Raw genomic sequence first — 20,047 nt, 5'->3', positions numbered from 1 at the left:
ATTTTATCTTGAAACTAATGCCGAACCATCGCCATCAATCATATTTTCAACTTCTTTTAATGTTACCAAGTTATAATCACCGGCAATTGTATGTTTTAAGCAACAAGCTGCAACTGCAAAATCCAAAGCTCTTTGATTATTATTTTTATACTGAAGCAAACCATAAATCAAACCTCCCATAAAAGCATCTCCACTTCCTACACGGTCAACTACTGGCGTTACTTCTTTAACTGCTGCACTATAAATTGCTTTTCCGTCATATAAAATCCCACCAATTCTTTGATGAGAAGCACTAACAGAGTAACGCAGTGTTGTTGCCACAACTTTAAGATTTGGAATCACTTCAAACAATTTATTGTACACTGCCGGGAGTGTTTTTTCGTCCTGATAATTAGGATTTACTTTAGGAATTCCCAACATAAAATACGCTGTATCAATATCTCCTAAAATCACATTGCTGTATTTCAGCATTTCTGGCATTACTTCGCTTGGCGTTTTTCCGTATTGCCACAATTTTGATCTATAATTTAAATCGCATGAAATAGTAATTCCTTTTTTGTGAGCGACTTTAATTGCTTCTAAACAAGCTTCGGCAGCACTTTCAGAAATTGCTGGCGTTATACCGCTCCAATGAAACCATTCGGCACCATCTAAAACTTTATCCCAATCAATATTTCCTTTTTGAATAGTTGCCATCGAACTGTGTGCACGGTCGTAAACCACATTGCTTCCTCGGGTTCCTGCACCTGTTTCAAGAAAATAAATCCCTAAACGTTCTCCTCCGTAAACAATGTTTTTAGATTCAACATTCATTTTTCGGATTTCTTTTAATGCCGAAAAACCAATTTCATTTTCTGGCAATCTTGTAACAAATTCTGCATTCACTCCATAATTTGCTAAAGAAACTGCTACATTAAATTCTCCGCCTCCGTACGTAGCACCAAATGCTGTAGATTGCGAAAAACGTAAATGCCTTTCTGTCGATAGACGCAACATAATTTCTCCAAATGAAACTACTTTACTCATTATTTATATTTTTTTTGCCAAAGATTTCAAAGATTATAAGGATTTTACTTTTGCTCCCGATAGCTATCGGGATTGCATAAATCTTTGCGAACCTTGCGGTTAGACTTTATTTAAAATTTAAAATATTCTTTAGCATTGTTATATGAAATATCAGAAACTAATTTCCCAATCCATTCCATATCATTTGGAAGTTCACCACGTTTGATTTCATCTCCAAGAAGATTACATAAAATACGTCTGAAATATTCATGTCTTGGGAACGATAAAAAACTTCTAGAGTCTGTAAGCATTCCAACAAAACAGCTGATTAATCCCATGTTAGAAAGTGCATTTAACTGTTTAGTCATCCCATCTTTCTGATCTAAAAACCACCATCCAGAACCAAATTGTACTTTTCCACGAACACTTCCGTCATTGAAATTTCCAATCATAGTTGCCATTACTTCATTATCAGCAGGATTTAGATTATAGATAATTGTTTTTGATAATTTATCTTTACTGTCTAAAGCATTTAAAAAACTTGATAATTTTTGCGCTTGCGGATAATCTCCAATAGAATCCCAACCAGTATCTGGGCCTAAAATTCTATGCATACGTGCATTGTTATTTCTTAAAGCACCTAAGTGAAACTGTTGTACCCATCCAAATTCATGATACGTTTCAGATAAGAATAATAAAATGGCACTTTGGAATTTCAATGCTTCTTCTGGAGATAATATTCCGTTTTCTCTTTTCTTTTTGAAAATAGCGCTTACTTCATTTTCAGTGAAATTTTCAAAATAAATCTGATCAAGTCCGTGATCACTTAACTTACATCCGTTTTCATTAAAGAATTCAATTCTTTTTCTCAATGCCGCACGTAAATCAGTATAAGTTTCAATCGCGATGCCAGACACTTCTCCTAAAGTATCTACATAAGCATTATATCCGTCATTTGAAATTAAAATTGCTTTATCAGGTCTGAAAGCTGTACTCATTTTAGTTCCAATTGGATTTTGAGTCAGTTTTTTATGAAATTCCAAATTGTCAATTGGATCTTCAGTTGTACAAACTAATTCGGCATTTACTTTTTTAAGAAGATTTTGCGTGCTGTATGCTTGCGAATTTATTTTTTCAGAAGTTTCGATATAAATTTTCTCAGCCGATTTTTCATTCAACAAATCGTAAATATCAAAATAACGAGCCAACTCTAAATGTGTCCAGTGGTACAAAGGATTACGCATTGTGTACGGAACTGTTTTTCCCCAGTTTAAGAATTTATCTTTATCTGATCCATTTCCGGTTACAAACTGTTCGTTGATTCCTAATGTACGCATTGCACGCCATTTGTAGTGATCGCCGTTAATCCAAACCTGAGTAATGTTGTCAAAGATTTTATCTTCTGCAATAAACTGTGGATTTAAATGATTATGGTAATCAATAATTGGCTGATTTTTAGAATAATTATGGTATAATTCTTCAGCAAATTTATTTTCTAATAAAAAATTATCGTTTATGAATGTATTCGCGCTCATGTCTTTCTTAAATAAAAATTGAGAATTATTCTTCGTTTGATGGTTTCCCGATAGTAGCAAGAATACCACCATCAACGTATAAAATGTGACCGTTTACAAAATCACTAGCTTTTGATGACAAAAATATAGCTGCTCCAGCCAAATCACTTGGATCACCCCATTTTGCTGCAGGAGTTCTGCTAATGATAAAATCATTAAACGGATGTCCATCAACTCGAATAGGTTTTGTTTGTTCTGTTGCAAAATATCCTGGGCCAATTCCATTGATTTGAACATTGTATTTTGCCCATTCTGTTGCCATATTTTTAGTCAGCATTTTTAAACCACCTTTTGCAGCAGCGTAAGCAGAAACTGTATTTCTTCCTAACTCACTCATCATTGAGCAAATGTTGATTATCTTGCCTTGCCTTCTTTCGATCATACCTTTTGCAACATGTTTCGAAACAATAAACGGGCTTACTAAATCAATATCAATCACTTCTCTAAAATCAGCAACTTCCATTTCTAGAAGCGGAATTCTTTTAATGATTCCTGCGTTGTTGATTAATATAGCGATTGGACCAACTTCTTTTTCAATTTTTTGAACTGCTTCTGCAACTTCTTTTTCTTCAGTTACATTAAATTTATATCCTACAGCATTTATTCCCTCGCTTTTTAATTCATTAACAGCATCATCAATTTTTTGCTGTGAAGAATTTCCGTTCACCACAATTGTCGCTCCTGCCTGACCTAATCCTTTTGCCATTGCCATTCCCAGTCCATGTGTACTTCCTGTGATTAAAGCAACTTTTCCATTTATATCAAATAAGTTTGTCATAATTCTTATCTTAAATCTGTGATTTTACAAACATCCATATCTCCGTAATCTAAATTCTCACCAGCCATTCCCCAGATAAAAGTATAATTACTAGTTCCTGAACCAGAGTGAATTGACCAAGGCGGAGAAATAACTGCCTGATGATTGTTCATCCAGATATGTCTTGTTTCTTGTGGCTGTCCCATAAAGTGACAAACCGCCTGATTTTCTGGAATATCTAAATAAAAATAAACCTCCATTCTACGATCGTGTACGTGTGCTGGCATAGTATTCCAAACACTTCCTGTATTTAATTCCGTCATTCCCATCTGCAATTGGCAAGTTGTAACCACACTTCCGATAATCATTTGATTTACTGTTCGGTGATTTGCAGTTTCCACCGCACCTAAGTTTAGTTTGTTTGCTTCTGCCAAACTTACTTTTACCGTTGGGTAAGTTGTGTGAGCTGGCGCCGAATTAAGATAAAACTTAGCTGGATTTTTAGCATCAGCGCTTTTGAAAATCACTTCTTTATTTCCGCTACCGATATACAAAGCATCTTTAAAACCTAACTCATAAGTAGTTCCTTCAACAACAACAGAACCGCTTCCTCCAACATTGATAATTCCTAATTCTCTTCTTTCCAAAAAATAAGGTGCTTTCAACGGATCAATTGTTTCTAAAGCCAAATCTCCTTTTACAGGAACTGCCGATCCAGCAATGTATCTATCGTAATGAGAATAAACCAACACCACTTCATCTTCCTGCATTAAGTCGTCAATTAAGAATTCTTCTCTCAATTGTTGCGTATCATATTTTTTTACTGCTTCGGGGCTTGATGCGTATCTTGAACTATATTTTGTCATAATTTCTAAATTAATGTAATCGATTGCACAAATTTAATTTTTTATATTGAAATACCATAATTGAAACCAAAAAAATATTTCACTTAGAGTTGTTTTTTCTTTATAATTCTACTTTTTTCATTTTCGGAACTAATATATGCATGATGAGCCACGCTAATAAATAAGAGAATCCGCAAATGCAGAACATAATGAAATATCCCGTTTCAATTTTACCAATTTTAGTATAATAAACGAACATGTTTTTTTGCACTAATAAAGTCAGTAATATACCGCCAAGCGCACCAAACATCCCTCCCATTCCGGTAACAGATGCTGTGGCTTTTTTGGGAAACATATCTGAAACCGTTGTAAAGATATTTGCGCTCCATGCCTGATGTGCAGAAACTGCTAAACCAATAACTAAAATTGCCCACCACATATTTATGGTTCCAAGATATTGTGAAAATAAAACCGGCAAAACTGCAAACGCATAGAGCAACATACTTGTTTTACGAGCTTTATAAGCCGGCCAATTATTATTAATTAATTTTAACGGAAGCCAACCTCCGCCAATACTTCCAACACTTCCAATCATATATACAAGTGCACAAGGCCAAATAATCTCAGTTGCAGTTAGTTTGTATTGTTTCATTAAAAAGTCAGGAAGCCAGAATAAATAAAACCACCAAACTGGATCTGTCAGCAGTTTACCAATTGCAAAAGCCCATGTTTGACGAAAGGAAAGTAATTTTATCCAAGATACTTTCTCTTTCGAATCTTCTTCAGCAACTTCAACTTGATCTGATGTAATATATTCTAACTCAGCTTGAGATAAACGCTTTTGCTTTTGTGGCACTTCGTATAATAAAAACCATAATAAAAGCCAAATAAAACCAACAATACCCGTTAAAATAAACGCCCATTGCCAACCGTATTTTTCAGCTATATGCGGAACAGTCAACGGAACAATTATAGCTCCAATATTACTTCCTGAATTAAAAATTCCTGTTGCAAGAGCCCTTTCTTTCTGAGGAAACCATTCAGCTGTTGCTTTGATTGCCGCCGGAAAATTTCCTGCTTCAGTAACTCCTAAAAAAACACGAGCAATTAAAAAACCTCCTGTTCCTGTGGCTAATGCGTGTCCAATTGCTGCCAAACTCCATAAACCGGTTGCAATTGCATATCCTAATTTTGTACCTAATTTATCAATGATTCCACCAGCAACAAGCATTCCCAGAGCATATGCAATTTTAAATGCAAGTTCAATATTTGAATAATCAATAACTTCTTGTTCTGGTGTCCAATGAAAAGCTTCTGCTAAAAAAGGTCGAAGGTAACTTATTACATTCCTGTCCAAATAATTGACAGTTGTTGCAAAAAAAACTAAACTACAAATAGTCCAGCGGTATTTTCCTATTGCTGCATTAGCTTGATTCATGGTTGGTTTGGTTTAAGTTGGTTGGTTAGTCAGTATAAATCTTTTTAAAGATCTTTAATTGGGCTATATTTTGGAACCAATGATTTCATTACTAACCAGCCTGCCAAATAACAAACAGCACAGATTGAAAAAATAATCATATATCCAGTGTTTATACCATTTACAACATTTTGTCCTTCTGTTGTTAGTAACTTTAAGAACTCTTCTAAATTTCCTGCTCCTTTTTCAGCCAGAAAAGCCTTTTCTGTTACTGCATTTTGAAATTGCGGATATTTTTCCAATAGTGGCTGACCATTTATAGTACTCCAATTTCTTTGTGTAAAATCAAATAATACACCAGAGCCTTTGTTTATAATTGTCGAACCAATTCCTCCTGCTAATCCTCCAATACCTGTAATCGTTGCGATTGCTTTCTTTGGAAACATATCTCCAACTGTAGTAAAAATATTTGCTGACCAAGACTGATGCGCTGCACCTGCGATTCCAATAATGATAACAGGCACCCAATAACTAATATAACCTAAAGGCTGAGCAGCTAAAGCTAATAAAGGGAAAAAGGCAAAAATAAGCATCGCTCTCATCCTTCCTTCATATGGGTTCATACCTTTTTTTTCTACAAAATAAGTCGGTAACCACCCACCGATAATTGACAACAACGTAATAGCATAAAGAACAAACAATGGCCAAGCCGCCTGTGCAGAATCCATTCCATAAACTGAACTCAAATAAGCTGGAGTCCAGAATAAAAAGAACCACCAAACACCATCAGTCATGAATTTACCAAATGCAAAAGCCCATGTTTGTTTATATTTAAAACATTCTTTAAAAGACACTTTTGAAGAAGTTTCCGGAACAAAACCTTCTAATTTACTTTCAGCAATATCATCTTGCTGAATATAAGCCAATTCCTCGGCAGATACATTTTTATGTTTTTCTGGTTTATCATACATAAATATCCAGAATCCCATCCAAATAAATCCTAAAGCTCCAATAATAATAAAAGCCATTTCCCAGCCAAAAGCTTTAGCTATAAAAGGAATCGTAACTGGAGCCGCCAAAGCTCCAACCGTTGCACCAGCATTAAAAATACTAGTCGCAAAAGCTCTGTCTTTTTTTGGAAAATATTCTGCAGTAGTTTTAATAGCAGCTGGAAAGTTTCCTGCTTCTCCGACAGCCAGAACAAAACGTGCAAAAATGAATAAAGTAACACTTACATTAATTACCAAGGCAGTATCCTGAACTGTGCTTATTATTTCTTTTGATCCATGAAAGCCCACAAACCAATCTCCGGTAATTATTCCAGAAGTAGCAATACCACAAAAAGCATGAAGACAAGCTCCTACTGACCAAACTCCAATTGCCCACAAAAACCCCTTCTTTGTATCTAACCAATCTACAAATCGACCAGCAAATAGCAATGAAACAGCGTAAAATATCGAAAACAAAGCAGTTATATCCCCATAATCACTATTTGTCCAGTGAAATTCTGGAGCAATAGAATCTTTCCAGGTTAAAGAAAGAACTTGACGGTCTAAATAATTGATTGTTGTTGCAAAAAAAAGCAACCCACAAATGCTCCATCGATATTTCCCTATTGATTTGCTGCTTTGGCTGGTAGTAACTGAATCTTTTTGGCTCATGGTTAGTATAAAAATTTATGTTTTTTAGTTAGTTAGTTTTATCTCTCAATTCGAATTTAAAAGCACTAAAAAACAAGGATTTAATACAAATAAAACAAATTAATGTAATCGATTGCACAAATATAGTTTTTAATCTTTATAATCCAAATAAATTATATAAAAAATTATTTTATCCGAATAAATAAACATATCGAATAAAAAAAATACCACAATATTACATATTAAACAATATATTTGTTAAATATCAAAGTGCTAAATTCATCCGTTTAAAGTACGAAAATTGTCCTGAAACAAAATTGGATATTTACTAGTATTGTTACAATGCTTCCCCTTACCATAAACTATATCAAACTATTACATTCTAAATCAAAAAAATGAAAGCCATTTTTTATCCAAAATCATTCATCCTGCTCACTTTGTTTACATTAACTTTTTGTCAACTGCAGGCTCAAAATCAAACAATTCCTTTATGGAGTAAAATCCCGGATGAAATTATTTCTTCAGATTACCAAGAAAAGCAAACTATAAAAGATGGGATCCTTCAAAGCACAAGTTTTGTTACAATACCAACTCTAAGCATTTTTATTCCGAAAGATGTTAAACCAAATCATACCGCTGTAATTATTTTTCCAGGCGGAGGATACTCGCACCTCTCAATGGATAAAGAAGGAACAAAAGTCGCAAGCTGGCTGAATAGTTTAGGCATTACAGCCTTTGTTTTAAAGTATCGTTTACCAAGCGATTTAATTATGAAAAACAAAAATATTGGTCCGTTGCAAGATGCTCAGGAGGCTATTCGCTATGTGCGTGAAAATGCAGCAAAATGGAATATCGACAATAATAAAATCGGTACAATTGGGTTTTCGGCTGGCGGACATTTAGCTTCAACTTTGGCAACACATTATAATGACAAAACATACGAATCTGATTCAAAAATAAGTGCACGTCCAGATTTTTCTCTTTTAATTTATCCTGTTATTTCCATGGAAAATGGAATCACACATAAAGGATCACAGACTAGTTTATTAGGAAATAATCCATCGCAGATTTTAATTGATTCTTTTTCGAATGATAAAAAAGTGACTTCGCAAACTCCTCCAACGTTTTTAATACACGCAACAGACGATACTGCCGTTTTACCCGAAAACAGCATTAATTATTATCTAGCACTCAAAAAAAATAATGTTACATCAGAATTACATTTATATGAAAATGGCGGGCACGGCTTTGGTTTAGGCGTTAAAGATACCAGCAAAAACTGGACAAAAGACTGTGAAGAATGGCTTAAAAGTCATGGATATTATTAAATAAAAAAAGGGTTTTTAAATTCAGCTAACGTGTAACCAAATCTAAAAACCCGATAAAAATTTTGACTTCTTGTATTTATCTTGCAAATTTATACAAGTACCCACGATCAAATGAATGTGTCAAATTTCAACTTACTGTGTTTCTCCAAAAACTAGTAACAATCAATAGAAATCTTTAAATGATGATTAAAAAAGGCAAAAACACCATAAATCTCTATTTCTATGCGACAAATTTACTTTCATGATTTTCTAAAACATTACGGTTTTCCTCATTCTAAAAAAATATTTTTATTTTTAACATTTGCATTTTATTTAAAACACTGAAAACAAAGAACTAACGCTTTAAATTTCAACTTATAAAAATTCAAAAAATACAAAACTTAACTTTTTCTTTACATTATTTCTTATTCTAGATTAAGTTGGATTCACCTTTTTACCAATAAATTTGCTTTGAAAACTGAAATACTATGAAAACGCTTGAATTCTTATTGCTCGGAAAAAACGAAGCCATTTTAGCTATTTTGCTTCGATTAGTAAATGCAGATGAAAATTGGAATGCTGTTGCTTTTAATAATGAAAAAGAAGCGCAGGAATATTTTCAAAATCATAAAATTGATATTGTTCTTTTAAGTTCTGGAATCGAAGACCATGTCGAAAAAGAATTTACTTCGTTTTGCCTGAAACAACAACCAAACGTTGAAGTAATTGAGCATTTTGGCGGCGGAAGCGGTTTATTGAAATCGGAAATTATGCATCGATTATATTTAAAAGGGAAACTTTAAATCATTTTTTTTCTAAAAAAACAATAAATTACTTACTAATTATTGAAAATTTTGCATTATTTTTGAAATGACCACCTAAATTCAATTCATTGATAATCAAGTTTTTAAACATGAAAAACAATATCATTCTGTTAGTAATTTGTTTTTCCTTTCAAATAGGGACTTCGCAAAAAATTTATTTCGAAAAAAGCAATTATAAAGACAGCCTGACTCTTGACAAAAGCTTGCCTGTCTTGGCAAAAAAAGTCTTATCCATTTATAAAAACCCTAATAAAGAGACTTTTTTTGACAATTGCTTTAGAATACAATTTGTCGCTAAAGATTACAAAGGCGCAGAAAAGACACTCCAAAATTATGGCCAAGAAATTTTTGGTGACAGCATTTCAAAACGTTCCTTAGCATTTCACTATAAAGTGTATGGTAAAACAGCATTACACGAACCGAAAACGAAATTAGATTTTGAAAATACATTCAATTCTGAATTTTACAAATTATACAATACTCTTGATCAAGAAGGCAAAAACAATGTAGAAACTGTTTATGATTATAATTTAGATGTCATGAAAAAAAACTACGAATCTAAATTGAAAACCGCTCAAGAAAATGACAGTATAAGCATTGAAGATGCCGTACAATTATGCAGGACCTATTCACGATATTTAATTTACAGCAAAACACTTTCTCTGGCTCAAAAAATACTTGAAAAAATAGAAGCTGATACCTATATCATCGATAAAAATATCATAATCACATTGCCTAACGGAAGCACTATTTCAGGCGCAATGGTTAGATCTAGAAAGGCGACAGAACCACAGCCTGTTGTAATGCAATATAATATCTACGCCGGATATGAAGTAAGTGATTGCAAAGAAATTGCTAGTATGGGATATGTCGGTTTTGTAGCTAATACAAGAGGCAAACGTTTAAGCAATGACCCAATTGAACCTTATGAACACGACGGAGATGATGCTTACTTTATTTTGGACTGGATAAGCAAACAACCCTGGTGCAATGGTAAAATTGGAATATACGGTGGCAGTTATTTAGGATTTAGCCAATGGAGTGCAATGAAAAAAGTACATCCGGCATTAAAAACAATTGTGCCAATGGTCTCTGTGGGAGCGGGAATCGATTTTCCGATGCAAAATGGTGTCTTTATGAGTTATTGCTTAAAATGGATTCATTATGTAACTAACAACAAATTAACAGATGGTAACACTTTTTCAAACAATAAAAAATGGGAAGAAGTTTTTACTCAATATTATAAAACAGGGAGCAGTTTTCGTTCATTAGATAAAATCGAAGGAACTCCTTCTCCAATATTTCAAAGATGGCTAGATCATCCGGCTTATGATAGTTACTGGCAAAATATGACTCCTCAAAAAGAAGCTTTTGCGAATATCAATATTCCCATATTAAGCACTACTGGCTATTATGATGATGACCAGCTTGGCGCGATGTACTATTACAAACAATATCAAAAATATAATAAAAGTGATAATTATTATCTCATAATCGGGCCTTTTGACCATGGTGGTTCACAAGGATTTCCACGAAAAGAATTAGCCGGTTATGTTATTGATGATGTTGCTCAAATACCAATCAATTCGATTGTTTTTCAGTGGTTTGATTATATTTTGAAAGATGGCAAAAGACCTGAAATTTTAAAGGACAAGGTAAACTTTGAAATTATGGGCAAAAATGAATGGAAAAGTGTTTCTTCATTAGAAAAAATGCATAATGACCATCTAACTTTTTATTTAAACGATAGCAATTCTAAATATTCTTTACAAAAAACTGCTCCCAAAAAAAATATTTCTATCAATCAAACTGTTGATTTTAAGGAGCGCCCAGATTTAAATGTTCAAACTAGCGATTACATTAATGGATTCCCTAAAATTGTAGATTCAATTTTAAAGCCCCAAAAACAACTAATGGCCTTTGAAAGTGATCCCCTTGAAAAGGCAACTATTATAAGTGGTTCATTAAAAGCATCTTTAAAAGTAAACATCAACAAAAAAGATATAGATGTTGCAATACAGCTTTATGAAAAAACAGCAAAAGGCCAATATTTTGCCCTAACTAATAATTTACAAAGAGCAAGTTACGCAAAAGACAGAACCAAAAGACAATTATTGACACCTGGCAAAATAGAAACTATAGATATCGAAGAAACTTTTATAACTTCGAAGGAATTAGAGAAAGGCAGTTCTATTGTAATAGTATTGGGCGTAAATAAAAATCCGGATTGGGAAATCAATTATGGCACAGGCAAAAACGTAAGCGATGAAACAATAGCTGATGCAGGAGAGCCACTAAAAATAAAATGGTATTCAGACAGTACAATCATAATCCCAATTTTAAAACTTTAGAGGCTCTATTTATTAAAATGGAAAAAACATATTCAATTGTATTTCATCCTTCGCCAGAAGTCATTGATGCTATCAAGACAATGAAGGATTTTTTAAGAAGTAAAATCAAATGGTACAACAGCTGCAATTCTGTGGCACATATTACAATTTGCGAATTTACGATTGACGACTCGCAACTTGAAAACTTCAGACAAAAACTTGCTAAAATCTGTGATACTTTTTCTTCAAGTACAGTTTACCTAAACGATTTTGGATCTTATGAAAACAGCGGCGCGTTTTTTATAAATCCAAATGAAGATTCCAAAAACAATTTAAAGCCCATCATGAAAAAAATTCATGAAACTTTAAAACCTCTAAAACTTAAAAAAAGCGACGATCCGCATATGTCTATTGGACGAAGATTAACTCCTGAAAATCTAAAAATCGCATCACAGCTTTTTACTACCATTAATATGGATTTTTTGTGCGAGAATATTGTCTTACGAGAATTTGATCCTGTTGTAAAACAGTTTTTTGTAATTGACACAATTCCCTTTGGCAATAATCCAGAGCCTGAGTTTGTTCAGGGAAGTCTTTTTTAGCCACAAAACAAGGAAACTTGAAACCTGAAACTTAAAAACTAAAAAAACAAACTTATAATTTTCGTATATTTGAATTTTACAATTCATAACAATATGAAATCTCTAGATTCATTTTATCAGGATATTACCGAAGGCTCATCCATTGAACCAAACTCTTTATTACCAAATGACATTCAAAAAGAAATTGGTCATTTTAATGTTTTTGACATTAAAGAGCTTCTGGAACGTATGAAAGGAAAACCTGGAATGCCTTATGACAGAAGAGCTTATTACAAAATAAGTCTTATTAGAGGTCACAACAAAGCTGAATATGCCGATAAAGTAATCGAAATAGAAAAACAAGGATTGTTGTTTGCCACTCCAAAAATTCCATACAACTATTTACCACAAGACACCAATCAAGGCGGACAATTTTGTGTTTTTACGAGCGAATTTTTATCCAAAAACAAAAGCGGAATCGACTTGGATGATCTTCCAATTTTTGCTTCAGATGGGTATCCTATTTTTCAACTTTCGGATGAAGAAGTTTCGGAAGTTGAATTGATTTTCAACAAAATACAAAAAGAAATCAATTCTGATTATATCTATAAATACGATTTAATCCGAAATTATGTTGCGGAATTAATTCACTTTGGACAAAAATTACAACCTATTACAGCTTTGTATTCCAAACATAATTCGGCTGCGAGAGTTTCTTCATTATTTGCCGAATTATTAGAAAGACAATTCCCAATTGAATCTCCGCATCAGAAATTAGAATTAAGGACTGCGAAAGATTTTGCAGCCCGATTATCCGTTCACGTCAATCATTTAAATAAGGTTTTAAAAGAAAATACAGGAAAAACCACAACCGAATTAATTAGTTCAAGATTAACCAACGAAGCCAAAATCCTTTTAAAACAAACGGATTGGAACATTTCTGAAATTGCTTATTCGCTTGGCTTTGAAGAATTAGCGCATTTTTCTAACTTTTTTAAAAAACAAACTTCTTTGACGCCTCTGGCTTTTAGGTCTTAATTGTTTTGTTTCAGGTTTCAGGTTTCAGGTTTCAGGTTTCAGGTTTCAGGTTTCAGGTTTAAAATCTATAAATTAAAAAATTTAATATCTGATTTGAATTTTGCAAACATCGGTTTGATATTTACAATTCTCCAAAACTACTTCACTCCTACCTTTGTCTTATCAATTTAAAAGATCGAAAAGATGAATTTATCAAACAACAAAATTTTAATAACAGGCGGTGCAAGCGGTATCGGACTTGGGCTTGCCGAACGATTTATTCAAGAAAACAATATTGTTATAATTTGCGGAAGAAGAGAATCGGTTTTAAATGAAGTGAAAACAAAATTTCCTTCAGTTATTACCAAAGTTTGTGACTTATCTGTAGAAAAAGAACGTATTGCACTTTATGAATGGATTTCTGAAAATCATCCTGATTTAAACGTTTTAATCAATAATGCAGGGATTCAGAAATGGGTTTCAGTTACAGATGCTGATTTCTACGAAAGTATGAAATCAGAACTTACCACTAATATTGAAGCTCCATTACATTTAACGTCTTTATTTATTCAGTTGAAATCGTTGACAACTGTAATGAATGTAACTTCTGGATTGGCATTTTCTCCTTTTGCAAAAGTTCCGGTTTATTCGGCTACAAAAGCATTTTTCCGTTCGTTTACACTTTCACTTCGTCATTTGCTAAAAGCGAAAAATATTGAAGTAATTGAAATTATTCCTCCAGCATTAAACACAGATTTAGGCGGAATTGGCCTGCATGACGCACATCCAAGCGTAAGCAGTTTTATCGAATCAATCTTTGAACAATTAAAAGAAGGAAGATCAGAACTTACTTTTGGAACCAGCGAAACAAGATTAAACGCTAGTGCAGAAGATTTGAGAAATCATTTTAATGCAATGCATCCAACTATGTAAAATGATAGATGTGAGATGTGAAATGCAAAAGATTTTGGTCTTTTAAAACTTAGAAAACATGACAACTATTTCACATTCCATTTTACAAATAACATTTCACCTTTCACAAATTCACAATTCAAAATTAAAAACATGGCAGTAAATACAAAAATAGCTCTGGTTACAGGAGGAAGCCGAGGTTTAGGAAAAAATATGGCAATTGCAATTGCAAAAAAAGGAATCGACGTAATCATAACTTATAACAGCAAAAAAGAAGAAGCTGATTCAGTAGTTAAAGAAATTGAAAACTTAGGGCAAAAAGCCGCTTCACTTCAATTGAATGTTGCTGACTCCGGAACTTTTGATTCTTTTTTTGAAGAAGTAAAAACGGTTTTAAAAAACACTTTTAAAACAGATAAATTTGACTTTTTGGTGAATAATGCAGGAATAGGGATTCACAATTCATTCATTGGAACAACTGAAGCTGAATTTGATCAATTGAGTAATATTCAATTTAAAGGTCCGTTTTTCCTGACTCAAAAAGCATTAAATGTAATGAATGACGGTGGCGGAATTGTAAATATTTCAACTGGTTTAGCACGATTTTCTTTCCCTGGTTACGCAGCTTACGCTTCTATGAAAGGCGCAATCGAAACTTTAACCAAATATCAGGCAAAAGAATTGGGAGCGAGAAAAATTAGAGTAAATGTTGTTGCTCCAGGCGCCATCGAAACTGATTTTGGCGGAGGCGTTGTTCGAGATAATGAACAAATGAATCAGCAAATTGCTTCTGTGACTGCTTTAGGAAGAGTTGGTTTACCAGATGATATTGGCGGCGTTGTTGCATTTTTATGTACCGAAGATGCGCGCTGGGTAAATGCACAACGTATTGAAGCTTCTGGCGGAATGATGCTTTAATTAATTGTAAATGGTTAATTATAAATTATTAACTATAACTTTAATATAAAAACAAAGCCCGACAGCTATAAAATCTGTCGGGCTTTCTCATTCAATATCAAAACATTAAACTATTTTCATAGGCTGGTAACAATTTGAATAGACAAGCGTCTTATCTAAAACCAACCAAAATATGAAACCAAAAAACTTTGAAAATTCTCCTCAATTTTATGCTAGAATAGCAGGACTTTTATACTTAGTCATTATTTTAACTGGCTTATTTGCTGAAGCCTTCGTTAGAAATAAACTATTTATTCCTGGAAATGCTACTGCAACAGCAAACAATATTATTCATGCTGATTTTCTGTGGAGATTAGGTATTAGTGCCGATTTGATTATGCAAATTTGCGATCTTCCTGTAATGATTATACTTTATTACCTTTTTAAACCTGTAAGCAAAAAACTGGCGCTTCTTAATTTATCTTTTAATTTGATTCAGACTGCCGTTTTGGTCGCTAATAAATTAAATCTTCTTGCAGCTTTATTCTTTTTAGGAGATGGCGAATATCTAAAATCATTTAATCCTGACCAATTGCATACGCTTGCTTATCTTTCCATAAAATTACACGGATATGGATTTGGAGTTGGCTTAATCTTTTTCGGATTTGTGTGTCTGATCGAAGGGTATTTAATTTATAAATCTGGTTATTTCCCAAAAGTTTTAGGAGTTTTAATGGCGATTGCAGGAATTTGTTATTTAGCAAATAGTTTTGCATCAATTCTGGCGCCGGAACTTTCCAGCTTTGCACTATTATTTCCATGTATTATTGCCGAATTCGGACTTACTTTATGGCTTATTATTAAAGGCGTAAGACTGAATATTTGGAAAGAAAAATTAGCCATTTCATAATTTATTCTCATAAAAAACAAAACCCGACAGTCATAAAAACTGTCGGGTTTGCCTTTTTAAATATATTGAATTAGTAAGCAAGTATATTTCAATTTTTCTCGATAGAGACACTAAAGTCACCATCTTTATCAAAAACAACATCGTAAAATTTCGAGTCTTTTGTAACTCCAACTTCATAGGTTATTTTATTTTTATCATCAACAACAACTGCTATTTCTTTGATAGCTTTCGGCGAATAATTCTTCTTTAAATAAGTCTGCGCATTAATTGGCAATTTGTTTAAAGGAATTTGAAGTTCGAACGCTTTCAAAACTCCTGAATTATCATAAATTGCCACTGCTTTTGTATTTTTATCTTTATTGAATTTCGCTTCATAACGAACTTCATCATCATCGTCGCCAACATATTCTTCAGACCAAACCGCAGTTTTTCCTGGATATTCTTTCTCGAAAGCAAACCGAACCTTTTCCGGAGGCGTTATTACTTTCTTCATGTTTATGCCTTCTTGCGCAAAAACAAAACCCTTGGATAAAAAAAGAACAATCAGCAAAAGATTTCTCATAATTCCTCATTTACAAATTAATAGCCTTGAAATATCGTATTAAAATTACTACTTTTAAATGAAGAACAAATTAATTTTTATATTTTTTTTATTGTGAAATGTTATGTGTAAAATGTAAAATGAATCCTCTTTTTTCGCATTTACTGATAACATCTCACATTTCACATAAACTAACTATTTTTTAAGTCGGTCTGATAATTCTCTTTTGTATGTAATTCCAATTGGCAATTTTTCGTGTTTGATGACCACAAAATCTTTTTCTGTCTCTTCAATTTTATCAAGCGCTACTATATACGATTTATGAATTCGAATAAAGCTTTTTTCTGGCAAACATTTCTCTAATTCAGTTGTAGTTATTGAAGCCAGATACGTTCGTTTAATGGTGTGAAGTTTGACATAATTTCCAAAACTCTGCGCGTACAAAAGTTGATCTAATTCTATATCAATAAAATAACCATCGACTTTAACGCTTATTGAATTTACGATAGTTTCTTCTTCTTTTACTTTTAATGTTTCTGTCGAGAAAAATCGGTCAACTGCTTTTAAAAATCTTGGAAAATAAATAGGTTTCAGTAAATAATCAATTACGCCGTAATCGTAACTTTCTAAAGCAAATTCAGAATAAGCTGTCGTTAAAATTGTTTTGGGATGATTTGGAATAATCTTTAACAATTCCATTCCTGAAATCTCGGGCATATTGATATCCAAAAACATTAAATCGACGTGATTTTCACGAAGATAATCCATTGCTTCAATTCCGTTATATCCTTGAAAAACCAATTCTAATTGCGGATTTTGTTTGATATAATTCGCCAAAACATAATGCGCCGCCGGCTCATCATCAACAATTATACATTTTTTTGGCTCTTTCATTATAAAAACTTTTTCAACTGCAGTTTCAAATCAATTATATAGGTATTTTTTTCATCCTGAATATCTAATTTATAGTCTTTTCCATAAATTAAATTCAATCTTTCGATTGTATTTTTCAAACCAATTTTAGTCGAAACCACATCTGTTTTTTTCGTCGGAATTGAATTGACAACGTGCAAATGAAGATATCCGTTTTCAGCTGTAATAAAAATTCGGACAAAACATTTTTCAATCGCGCAGGTTCCGTGCTTAAATGCATTTTCAATAAAAGCGATCAACAGCATCGGCGAAATTTTATAGGCATTTTCATTATCCACTTTACTGTCAAAAGTAATATCACAACGATATCCTACACGTTCCTTTTCGAGCTGTACATAACTGTTTATAAATTCCAATTCATCTTCTAAAGATACGCATTGTTTATTATTGCTTTCGAGCTGATAACGCATTAATTGCGATACTTTCATAATCAAATCTGGAGTTCTGTCGGGAAATTCCAAACTGATTCCGTAAAGCGTATTAAAGGTATTAAATAAAAAATGTGGATTCAATTGTCCTTTTAAGGAATTCAGCTGCATCTGATTGAACAATAAAGTTTCATCAGTTCTTCTTTTATGAATTCTGTAGAATTTAAAAACAATAATCGGGCTTAAAATACAAACCAAAGTTCCTAAAACACTCGCCAATTGGTACACATAACTTCTTTGATGCGAATTCTGATACAAACGGCAATTACTGAACATATCCAGCATTGTGATTTCATACAAAATAACAGAGAACACAAAAACCCCAAAAAGAGTCAGAAAAATATAAGTTAACGGACGCTGGGTTTTGAATAATATAGGAAGAAGAAAAAACCGATTGAACTGCGCATGCATGTACAAAATGAAATAGAAAAAAATCCCCATTAAAATGGAAGTAACGGAGCTGAAAAGCATCCAGTCATTTTTTAACGTATAAATTGTAAATGAAAAAAGGACAACAGCAATTTCCTGCCACCACTTGTTATCCAAAATATTATCAATCTTTTTATTCATTTTTAAAACTTAAATAGTGTACAAAGTACGGACAAATATTTAATTATTTTTTCCAAAAAATGACAAATTGAATTGGTCATTTATCAGTGCAGTACATCACTTAACCTGAGCTTTATCAGCATAAGAGAAATAAATTTGCACTTTAATTTCACACTTTGAGTTTTATGTATTTCAAAAAAATTACTTTATTATTTTTCTTGATTTTAGCCTCAAATGGTTATTCACAAACCTTGTCTTTAAAAGAAGCAATAAAAACAGGTCTCGAAAACTATGGTTCGATCAAAGCAAAAAACAATTACGCCAGTGCCTCAAAAGAGACATTAAAACAATCTCGACGTGATTATCTTCCTAATCTTAATTTATCCGCACAACAAGATTATGGAACTATTAATGGCCAAAACGGTGCGCTTTACGGATTTAATGGTTTAGGAACTGCTTCTTCCGGACCAGCATTACCAGAACAAAACTGGAATTCTGCTTTTGGTGCCTTATATTTAGTGAACATGAACTGGGACTTTTTTACTTTCGGAAAAACTCAGGAAAAAATCAATTTGGCAAAAGTTGATGTTCAGGCAAAAGAAAAAGATTTAGAGCAGGAAATGTTTCAGCAAAAAATTAAAATTTCGGCGGCCTATTTGAATTTATTGGCAAGCCAAAGGTTACTGATTTCCCAGCAAAAGAATTTAAGCCGTGCAGAAGTTTTCAAAAAGACAGCTGTTGCCCGAGTTAAAAACGGATTATTGGCTGGAGTAGATTCAACCTTAGCAACTGCTGAAGTTTCAAAAGCAAAAATCGCCTTGAATCTTGCGCGAAATTTTGTCAAAGAACAAAACAATAAATTAGTCGATTTAATGGGCGTTGCACCTCAGGATTTCATCGCAGACACTTTGTTTGTAAATCAAATTCCGAAAGAGGTTTTAAGATCAACAGCTTCAACTGACAGTTTACATCCTTTATTACAATTTTATAAAACGAAGATTGATTACAGCAATCAACAGGTTAAATTATACAAACGTTTTTATTATCCAACAATGAGCGCTTTTGGAGTTTTACAAACCAGAGCTTCGGGTTTTGAAACAGGTTATGCTGTCGATCAATCGAATTTTAGCAGAAATTATTGGGATGGCGTAAATCCGGATCGCTCTAATTATTTGGTTGGAGTTGGAATTACTTGGAATTTGACAACGCCTTTTAGAGCCAACAAACAAGTAACGTCTCAAAAATTTGTTTCTCAGGCTTTGCAGGAAGAATACAATCAGGCGAGTAGAGAATTGCAATCGCAGTTGACTTTTGCTGAAGATAAAATAAAAATCACTTTGGAAAATTATGCCGAAGCGCCAATTCAGGTCAATGCTGCACAACGTGCTTATATTCAGAAATCGACTTTATACAAAAACGGCTTAACTGATTTAACCGATTTGACTCAAACGATGTTTACGTTAAACCGCGCCGAAATCGACCGTGATATTGTCAACAATAATGTATGGCAGTCGTTTTTGCTGAAAGTTGCTGCAACGGGCAATTTTGACTTATTTATAAATGAATTTTAATTAAAAGCC

The 20,047-nt window shown here is 33.0% G+C and carries 18 protein-coding genes; 9 read left to right on the top strand and 9 right to left on the bottom strand.

Translation table 11 applies throughout. The features are described from left to right. Positions 1-3 precede the first annotated feature (3 nt). From FN795_RS19640 to FN795_RS19615, 6 genes are all read right to left on the bottom strand, one after another. A complete protein-coding gene (locus FN795_RS19640; RefSeq protein ID WP_142452189.1) occupies positions 4-1,026 on the bottom strand; it encodes a sugar kinase in 1,023 nt (340 codons plus the stop codon). A 110-nt stretch (positions 1,027-1,136) separates the two neighbouring features. Next, positions 1,137-2,540: a glucuronate isomerase gene (gene uxaC / locus FN795_RS19635; protein ID WP_142452188.1), complete on the bottom strand. Its 1,404-nt coding sequence runs from the start codon at positions 2,538-2,540 to the stop codon at positions 1,137-1,139. 25 nt (positions 2,541-2,565) lie between these two features. After that, positions 2,566-3,357 (bottom strand): gluconate 5-dehydrogenase, encoded by a 792-nt coding sequence (locus tag FN795_RS19630; RefSeq protein WP_142452187.1) that lies wholly within the window; start codon positions 3,355-3,357, stop codon positions 2,566-2,568. A 5-nt stretch (positions 3,358-3,362) separates the two neighbouring features. Further along, entirely contained in the window at positions 3,363-4,202 is an 840-nt protein-coding gene (kduI, locus tag FN795_RS19625; RefSeq protein ID WP_142452186.1) for a 5-dehydro-4-deoxy-D-glucuronate isomerase, read from the bottom strand. A gap of 100 nt (positions 4,203-4,302) precedes the next feature. Then, positions 4,303-5,619 (bottom strand): MFS transporter, encoded by a 1,317-nt coding sequence (locus FN795_RS19620; RefSeq protein WP_142452185.1) that lies wholly within the window; start codon positions 5,617-5,619, stop codon positions 4,303-4,305. Positions 5,620-5,663: 44 nt separating this feature from the next. Next, on the bottom strand, positions 5,664-7,259 hold the full coding sequence (locus tag FN795_RS19615) for an MFS transporter (RefSeq protein WP_142452184.1): 1,596 nt from the start codon (positions 7,257-7,259) through the stop codon (positions 5,664-5,666). 374 nt (positions 7,260-7,633) lie between these two features. On the opposite strand from FN795_RS19615, the gene FN795_RS19610 reads away from it, so the two are divergent. From FN795_RS19610 to FN795_RS19575, 8 genes are all read left to right on the top strand, one after another. Beyond that, positions 7,634-8,566 (top strand): alpha/beta hydrolase, encoded by a 933-nt coding sequence (locus tag FN795_RS19610; RefSeq protein WP_142452183.1) that lies wholly within the window; start codon positions 7,634-7,636, stop codon positions 8,564-8,566. Positions 8,567-9,033: 467 nt separating this feature from the next. Further along, positions 9,034-9,348 (top strand): response regulator, encoded by a 315-nt coding sequence (locus tag FN795_RS19605; protein ID WP_142452182.1) that lies wholly within the window; start codon positions 9,034-9,036, stop codon positions 9,346-9,348. Positions 9,349-9,458: 110 nt separating this feature from the next. After that, the gene (locus FN795_RS19600; RefSeq protein WP_142452181.1) at positions 9,459-11,720 is read left to right on the top strand and encodes a CocE/NonD family hydrolase; all 2,262 of its coding nucleotides are present in this window, start codon (positions 9,459-9,461) and stop codon (positions 11,718-11,720) included. Between the two features lie 17 nt (positions 11,721-11,737). Continuing rightward, complete coding sequence (locus FN795_RS19595; protein ID WP_142452180.1) at positions 11,738-12,301, top strand: 2'-5' RNA ligase family protein; 564 nt, start codon at positions 11,738-11,740, stop codon at positions 12,299-12,301. 93 nt (positions 12,302-12,394) lie between these two features. Beyond that, the gene (locus FN795_RS19590) at positions 12,395-13,318 is read left to right on the top strand and encodes a helix-turn-helix domain-containing protein (RefSeq protein WP_142452179.1); all 924 of its coding nucleotides are present in this window, start codon (positions 12,395-12,397) and stop codon (positions 13,316-13,318) included. 183 nt (positions 13,319-13,501) lie between these two features. Continuing rightward, positions 13,502-14,230, top strand: coding sequence for an SDR family oxidoreductase (locus tag FN795_RS19585; protein WP_142452178.1), 729 nt, complete (start codon positions 13,502-13,504; stop codon positions 14,228-14,230). A gap of 132 nt (positions 14,231-14,362) precedes the next feature. Next, positions 14,363-15,127, top strand: a complete 765-nt coding sequence (locus tag FN795_RS19580; protein WP_142452177.1) for an SDR family oxidoreductase — start codon at positions 14,363-14,365, stop codon at positions 15,125-15,127. A gap of 172 nt (positions 15,128-15,299) precedes the next feature. Next, a complete protein-coding gene (locus tag FN795_RS19575) occupies positions 15,300-16,016 on the top strand; it encodes a DUF4386 domain-containing protein (RefSeq protein WP_142452176.1) in 717 nt (238 codons plus the stop codon). An 88-nt stretch (positions 16,017-16,104) separates the two neighbouring features. Here the strand turns inward: FN795_RS19575 and FN795_RS19570 are convergent, their stop codons facing one another. The 3 genes from FN795_RS19570 to FN795_RS19560 form a co-directional block, all read right to left on the bottom strand. Further along, a complete protein-coding gene (locus FN795_RS19570; RefSeq protein WP_244290009.1) occupies positions 16,105-16,509 on the bottom strand; it encodes a hypothetical protein in 405 nt (134 codons plus the stop codon). Between the two features lie 243 nt (positions 16,510-16,752). After that, positions 16,753-17,451: a LytR/AlgR family response regulator transcription factor gene (locus FN795_RS19565; protein ID WP_142452174.1), complete on the bottom strand. Its 699-nt coding sequence runs from the start codon at positions 17,449-17,451 to the stop codon at positions 16,753-16,755. Then, positions 17,451-18,488, bottom strand: a complete 1,038-nt coding sequence (locus FN795_RS19560) for a sensor histidine kinase (protein WP_035651006.1) — start codon at positions 18,486-18,488, stop codon at positions 17,451-17,453. Before FN795_RS19560 ends, FN795_RS19565 begins: the two co-directional genes overlap by 1 nt. 164 nt (positions 18,489-18,652) lie before the next feature. Here FN795_RS19560 and FN795_RS19555 point away from each other — a divergent pair, with 164 nt between their 5' ends. Then, positions 18,653-20,038, top strand: coding sequence for a TolC family protein (locus tag FN795_RS19555; protein ID WP_142452173.1), 1,386 nt, complete (start codon positions 18,653-18,655; stop codon positions 20,036-20,038). Positions 20,039-20,047: the final 9 nt, after the last annotated feature.

The sequence above is a fragment of the Flavobacterium resistens genome, assembly GCF_900182645.1.
Classification (GTDB): Bacteria; Bacteroidota; Bacteroidia; order Flavobacteriales; family Flavobacteriaceae; genus Flavobacterium; species Flavobacterium resistens.
The sequence above is the reverse complement of the archived record's forward strand: the minus strand, read 5'-3'. Positions and strand labels throughout refer to the sequence as shown.

Excerpts from the sequence above, each read along its gene's own strand:
- FN795_RS19605 (WP_142452182.1), top strand. The coding sequence starts at position 9,034 with ATGAAAACGCTTGAATTCTTATTGCTCGGAAAAAACGAAGCCATTTTA.
- FN795_RS19620 (WP_142452185.1), bottom strand. The coding sequence starts at position 5,619 with ATGAATCAAGCTAATGCAGCAATAGGAAAATACCGCTGGACTATTTGT.
- uxaC (WP_142452188.1), bottom strand. The coding sequence starts at position 2,540 with ATGAGCGCGAATACATTCATAAACGATAATTTTTTATTAGAAAATAAA.
- FN795_RS19580 (WP_142452177.1), top strand. The coding sequence starts at position 14,363 with ATGGCAGTAAATACAAAAATAGCTCTGGTTACAGGAGGAAGCCGAGGT.
- kduI (WP_142452186.1), bottom strand. The coding sequence starts at position 4,202 with ATGACAAAATATAGTTCAAGATACGCATCAAGCCCCGAAGCAGTAAAA.
- FN795_RS19595 (WP_142452180.1), top strand. The coding sequence starts at position 11,738 with ATGGAAAAAACATATTCAATTGTATTTCATCCTTCGCCAGAAGTCATT.
- FN795_RS19575 (WP_142452176.1), top strand. The coding sequence starts at position 15,300 with ATGAAACCAAAAAACTTTGAAAATTCTCCTCAATTTTATGCTAGAATA.
- FN795_RS19565 (WP_142452174.1), bottom strand. The coding sequence starts at position 17,451 with ATGAAAGAGCCAAAAAAATGTATAATTGTTGATGATGAGCCGGCGGCG.
- FN795_RS19560 (WP_035651006.1), bottom strand. The coding sequence starts at position 18,488 with ATGAATAAAAAGATTGATAATATTTTGGATAACAAGTGGTGGCAGGAA.
- FN795_RS19610 (WP_142452183.1), top strand. The coding sequence starts at position 7,634 with ATGAAAGCCATTTTTTATCCAAAATCATTCATCCTGCTCACTTTGTTT.
- FN795_RS19600 (WP_142452181.1), top strand. The coding sequence starts at position 9,459 with ATGAAAAACAATATCATTCTGTTAGTAATTTGTTTTTCCTTTCAAATA.
- FN795_RS19590 (WP_142452179.1), top strand. The coding sequence starts at position 12,395 with ATGAAATCTCTAGATTCATTTTATCAGGATATTACCGAAGGCTCATCC.
- FN795_RS19630 (WP_142452187.1), bottom strand. The coding sequence starts at position 3,357 with ATGACAAACTTATTTGATATAAATGGAAAAGTTGCTTTAATCACAGGA.
- FN795_RS19555 (WP_142452173.1), top strand. The coding sequence starts at position 18,653 with ATGTATTTCAAAAAAATTACTTTATTATTTTTCTTGATTTTAGCCTCA.
- FN795_RS19640 (WP_142452189.1), bottom strand. The coding sequence starts at position 1,026 with ATGAGTAAAGTAGTTTCATTTGGAGAAATTATGTTGCGTCTATCGACA.
- FN795_RS19570 (WP_244290009.1), bottom strand. The coding sequence starts at position 16,509 with ATGAAGAAAGTAATAACGCCTCCGGAAAAGGTTCGGTTTGCTTTCGAG.
- FN795_RS19585 (WP_142452178.1), top strand. The coding sequence starts at position 13,502 with ATGAATTTATCAAACAACAAAATTTTAATAACAGGCGGTGCAAGCGGT.
- FN795_RS19615 (WP_142452184.1), bottom strand. The coding sequence starts at position 7,259 with ATGAGCCAAAAAGATTCAGTTACTACCAGCCAAAGCAGCAAATCAATA.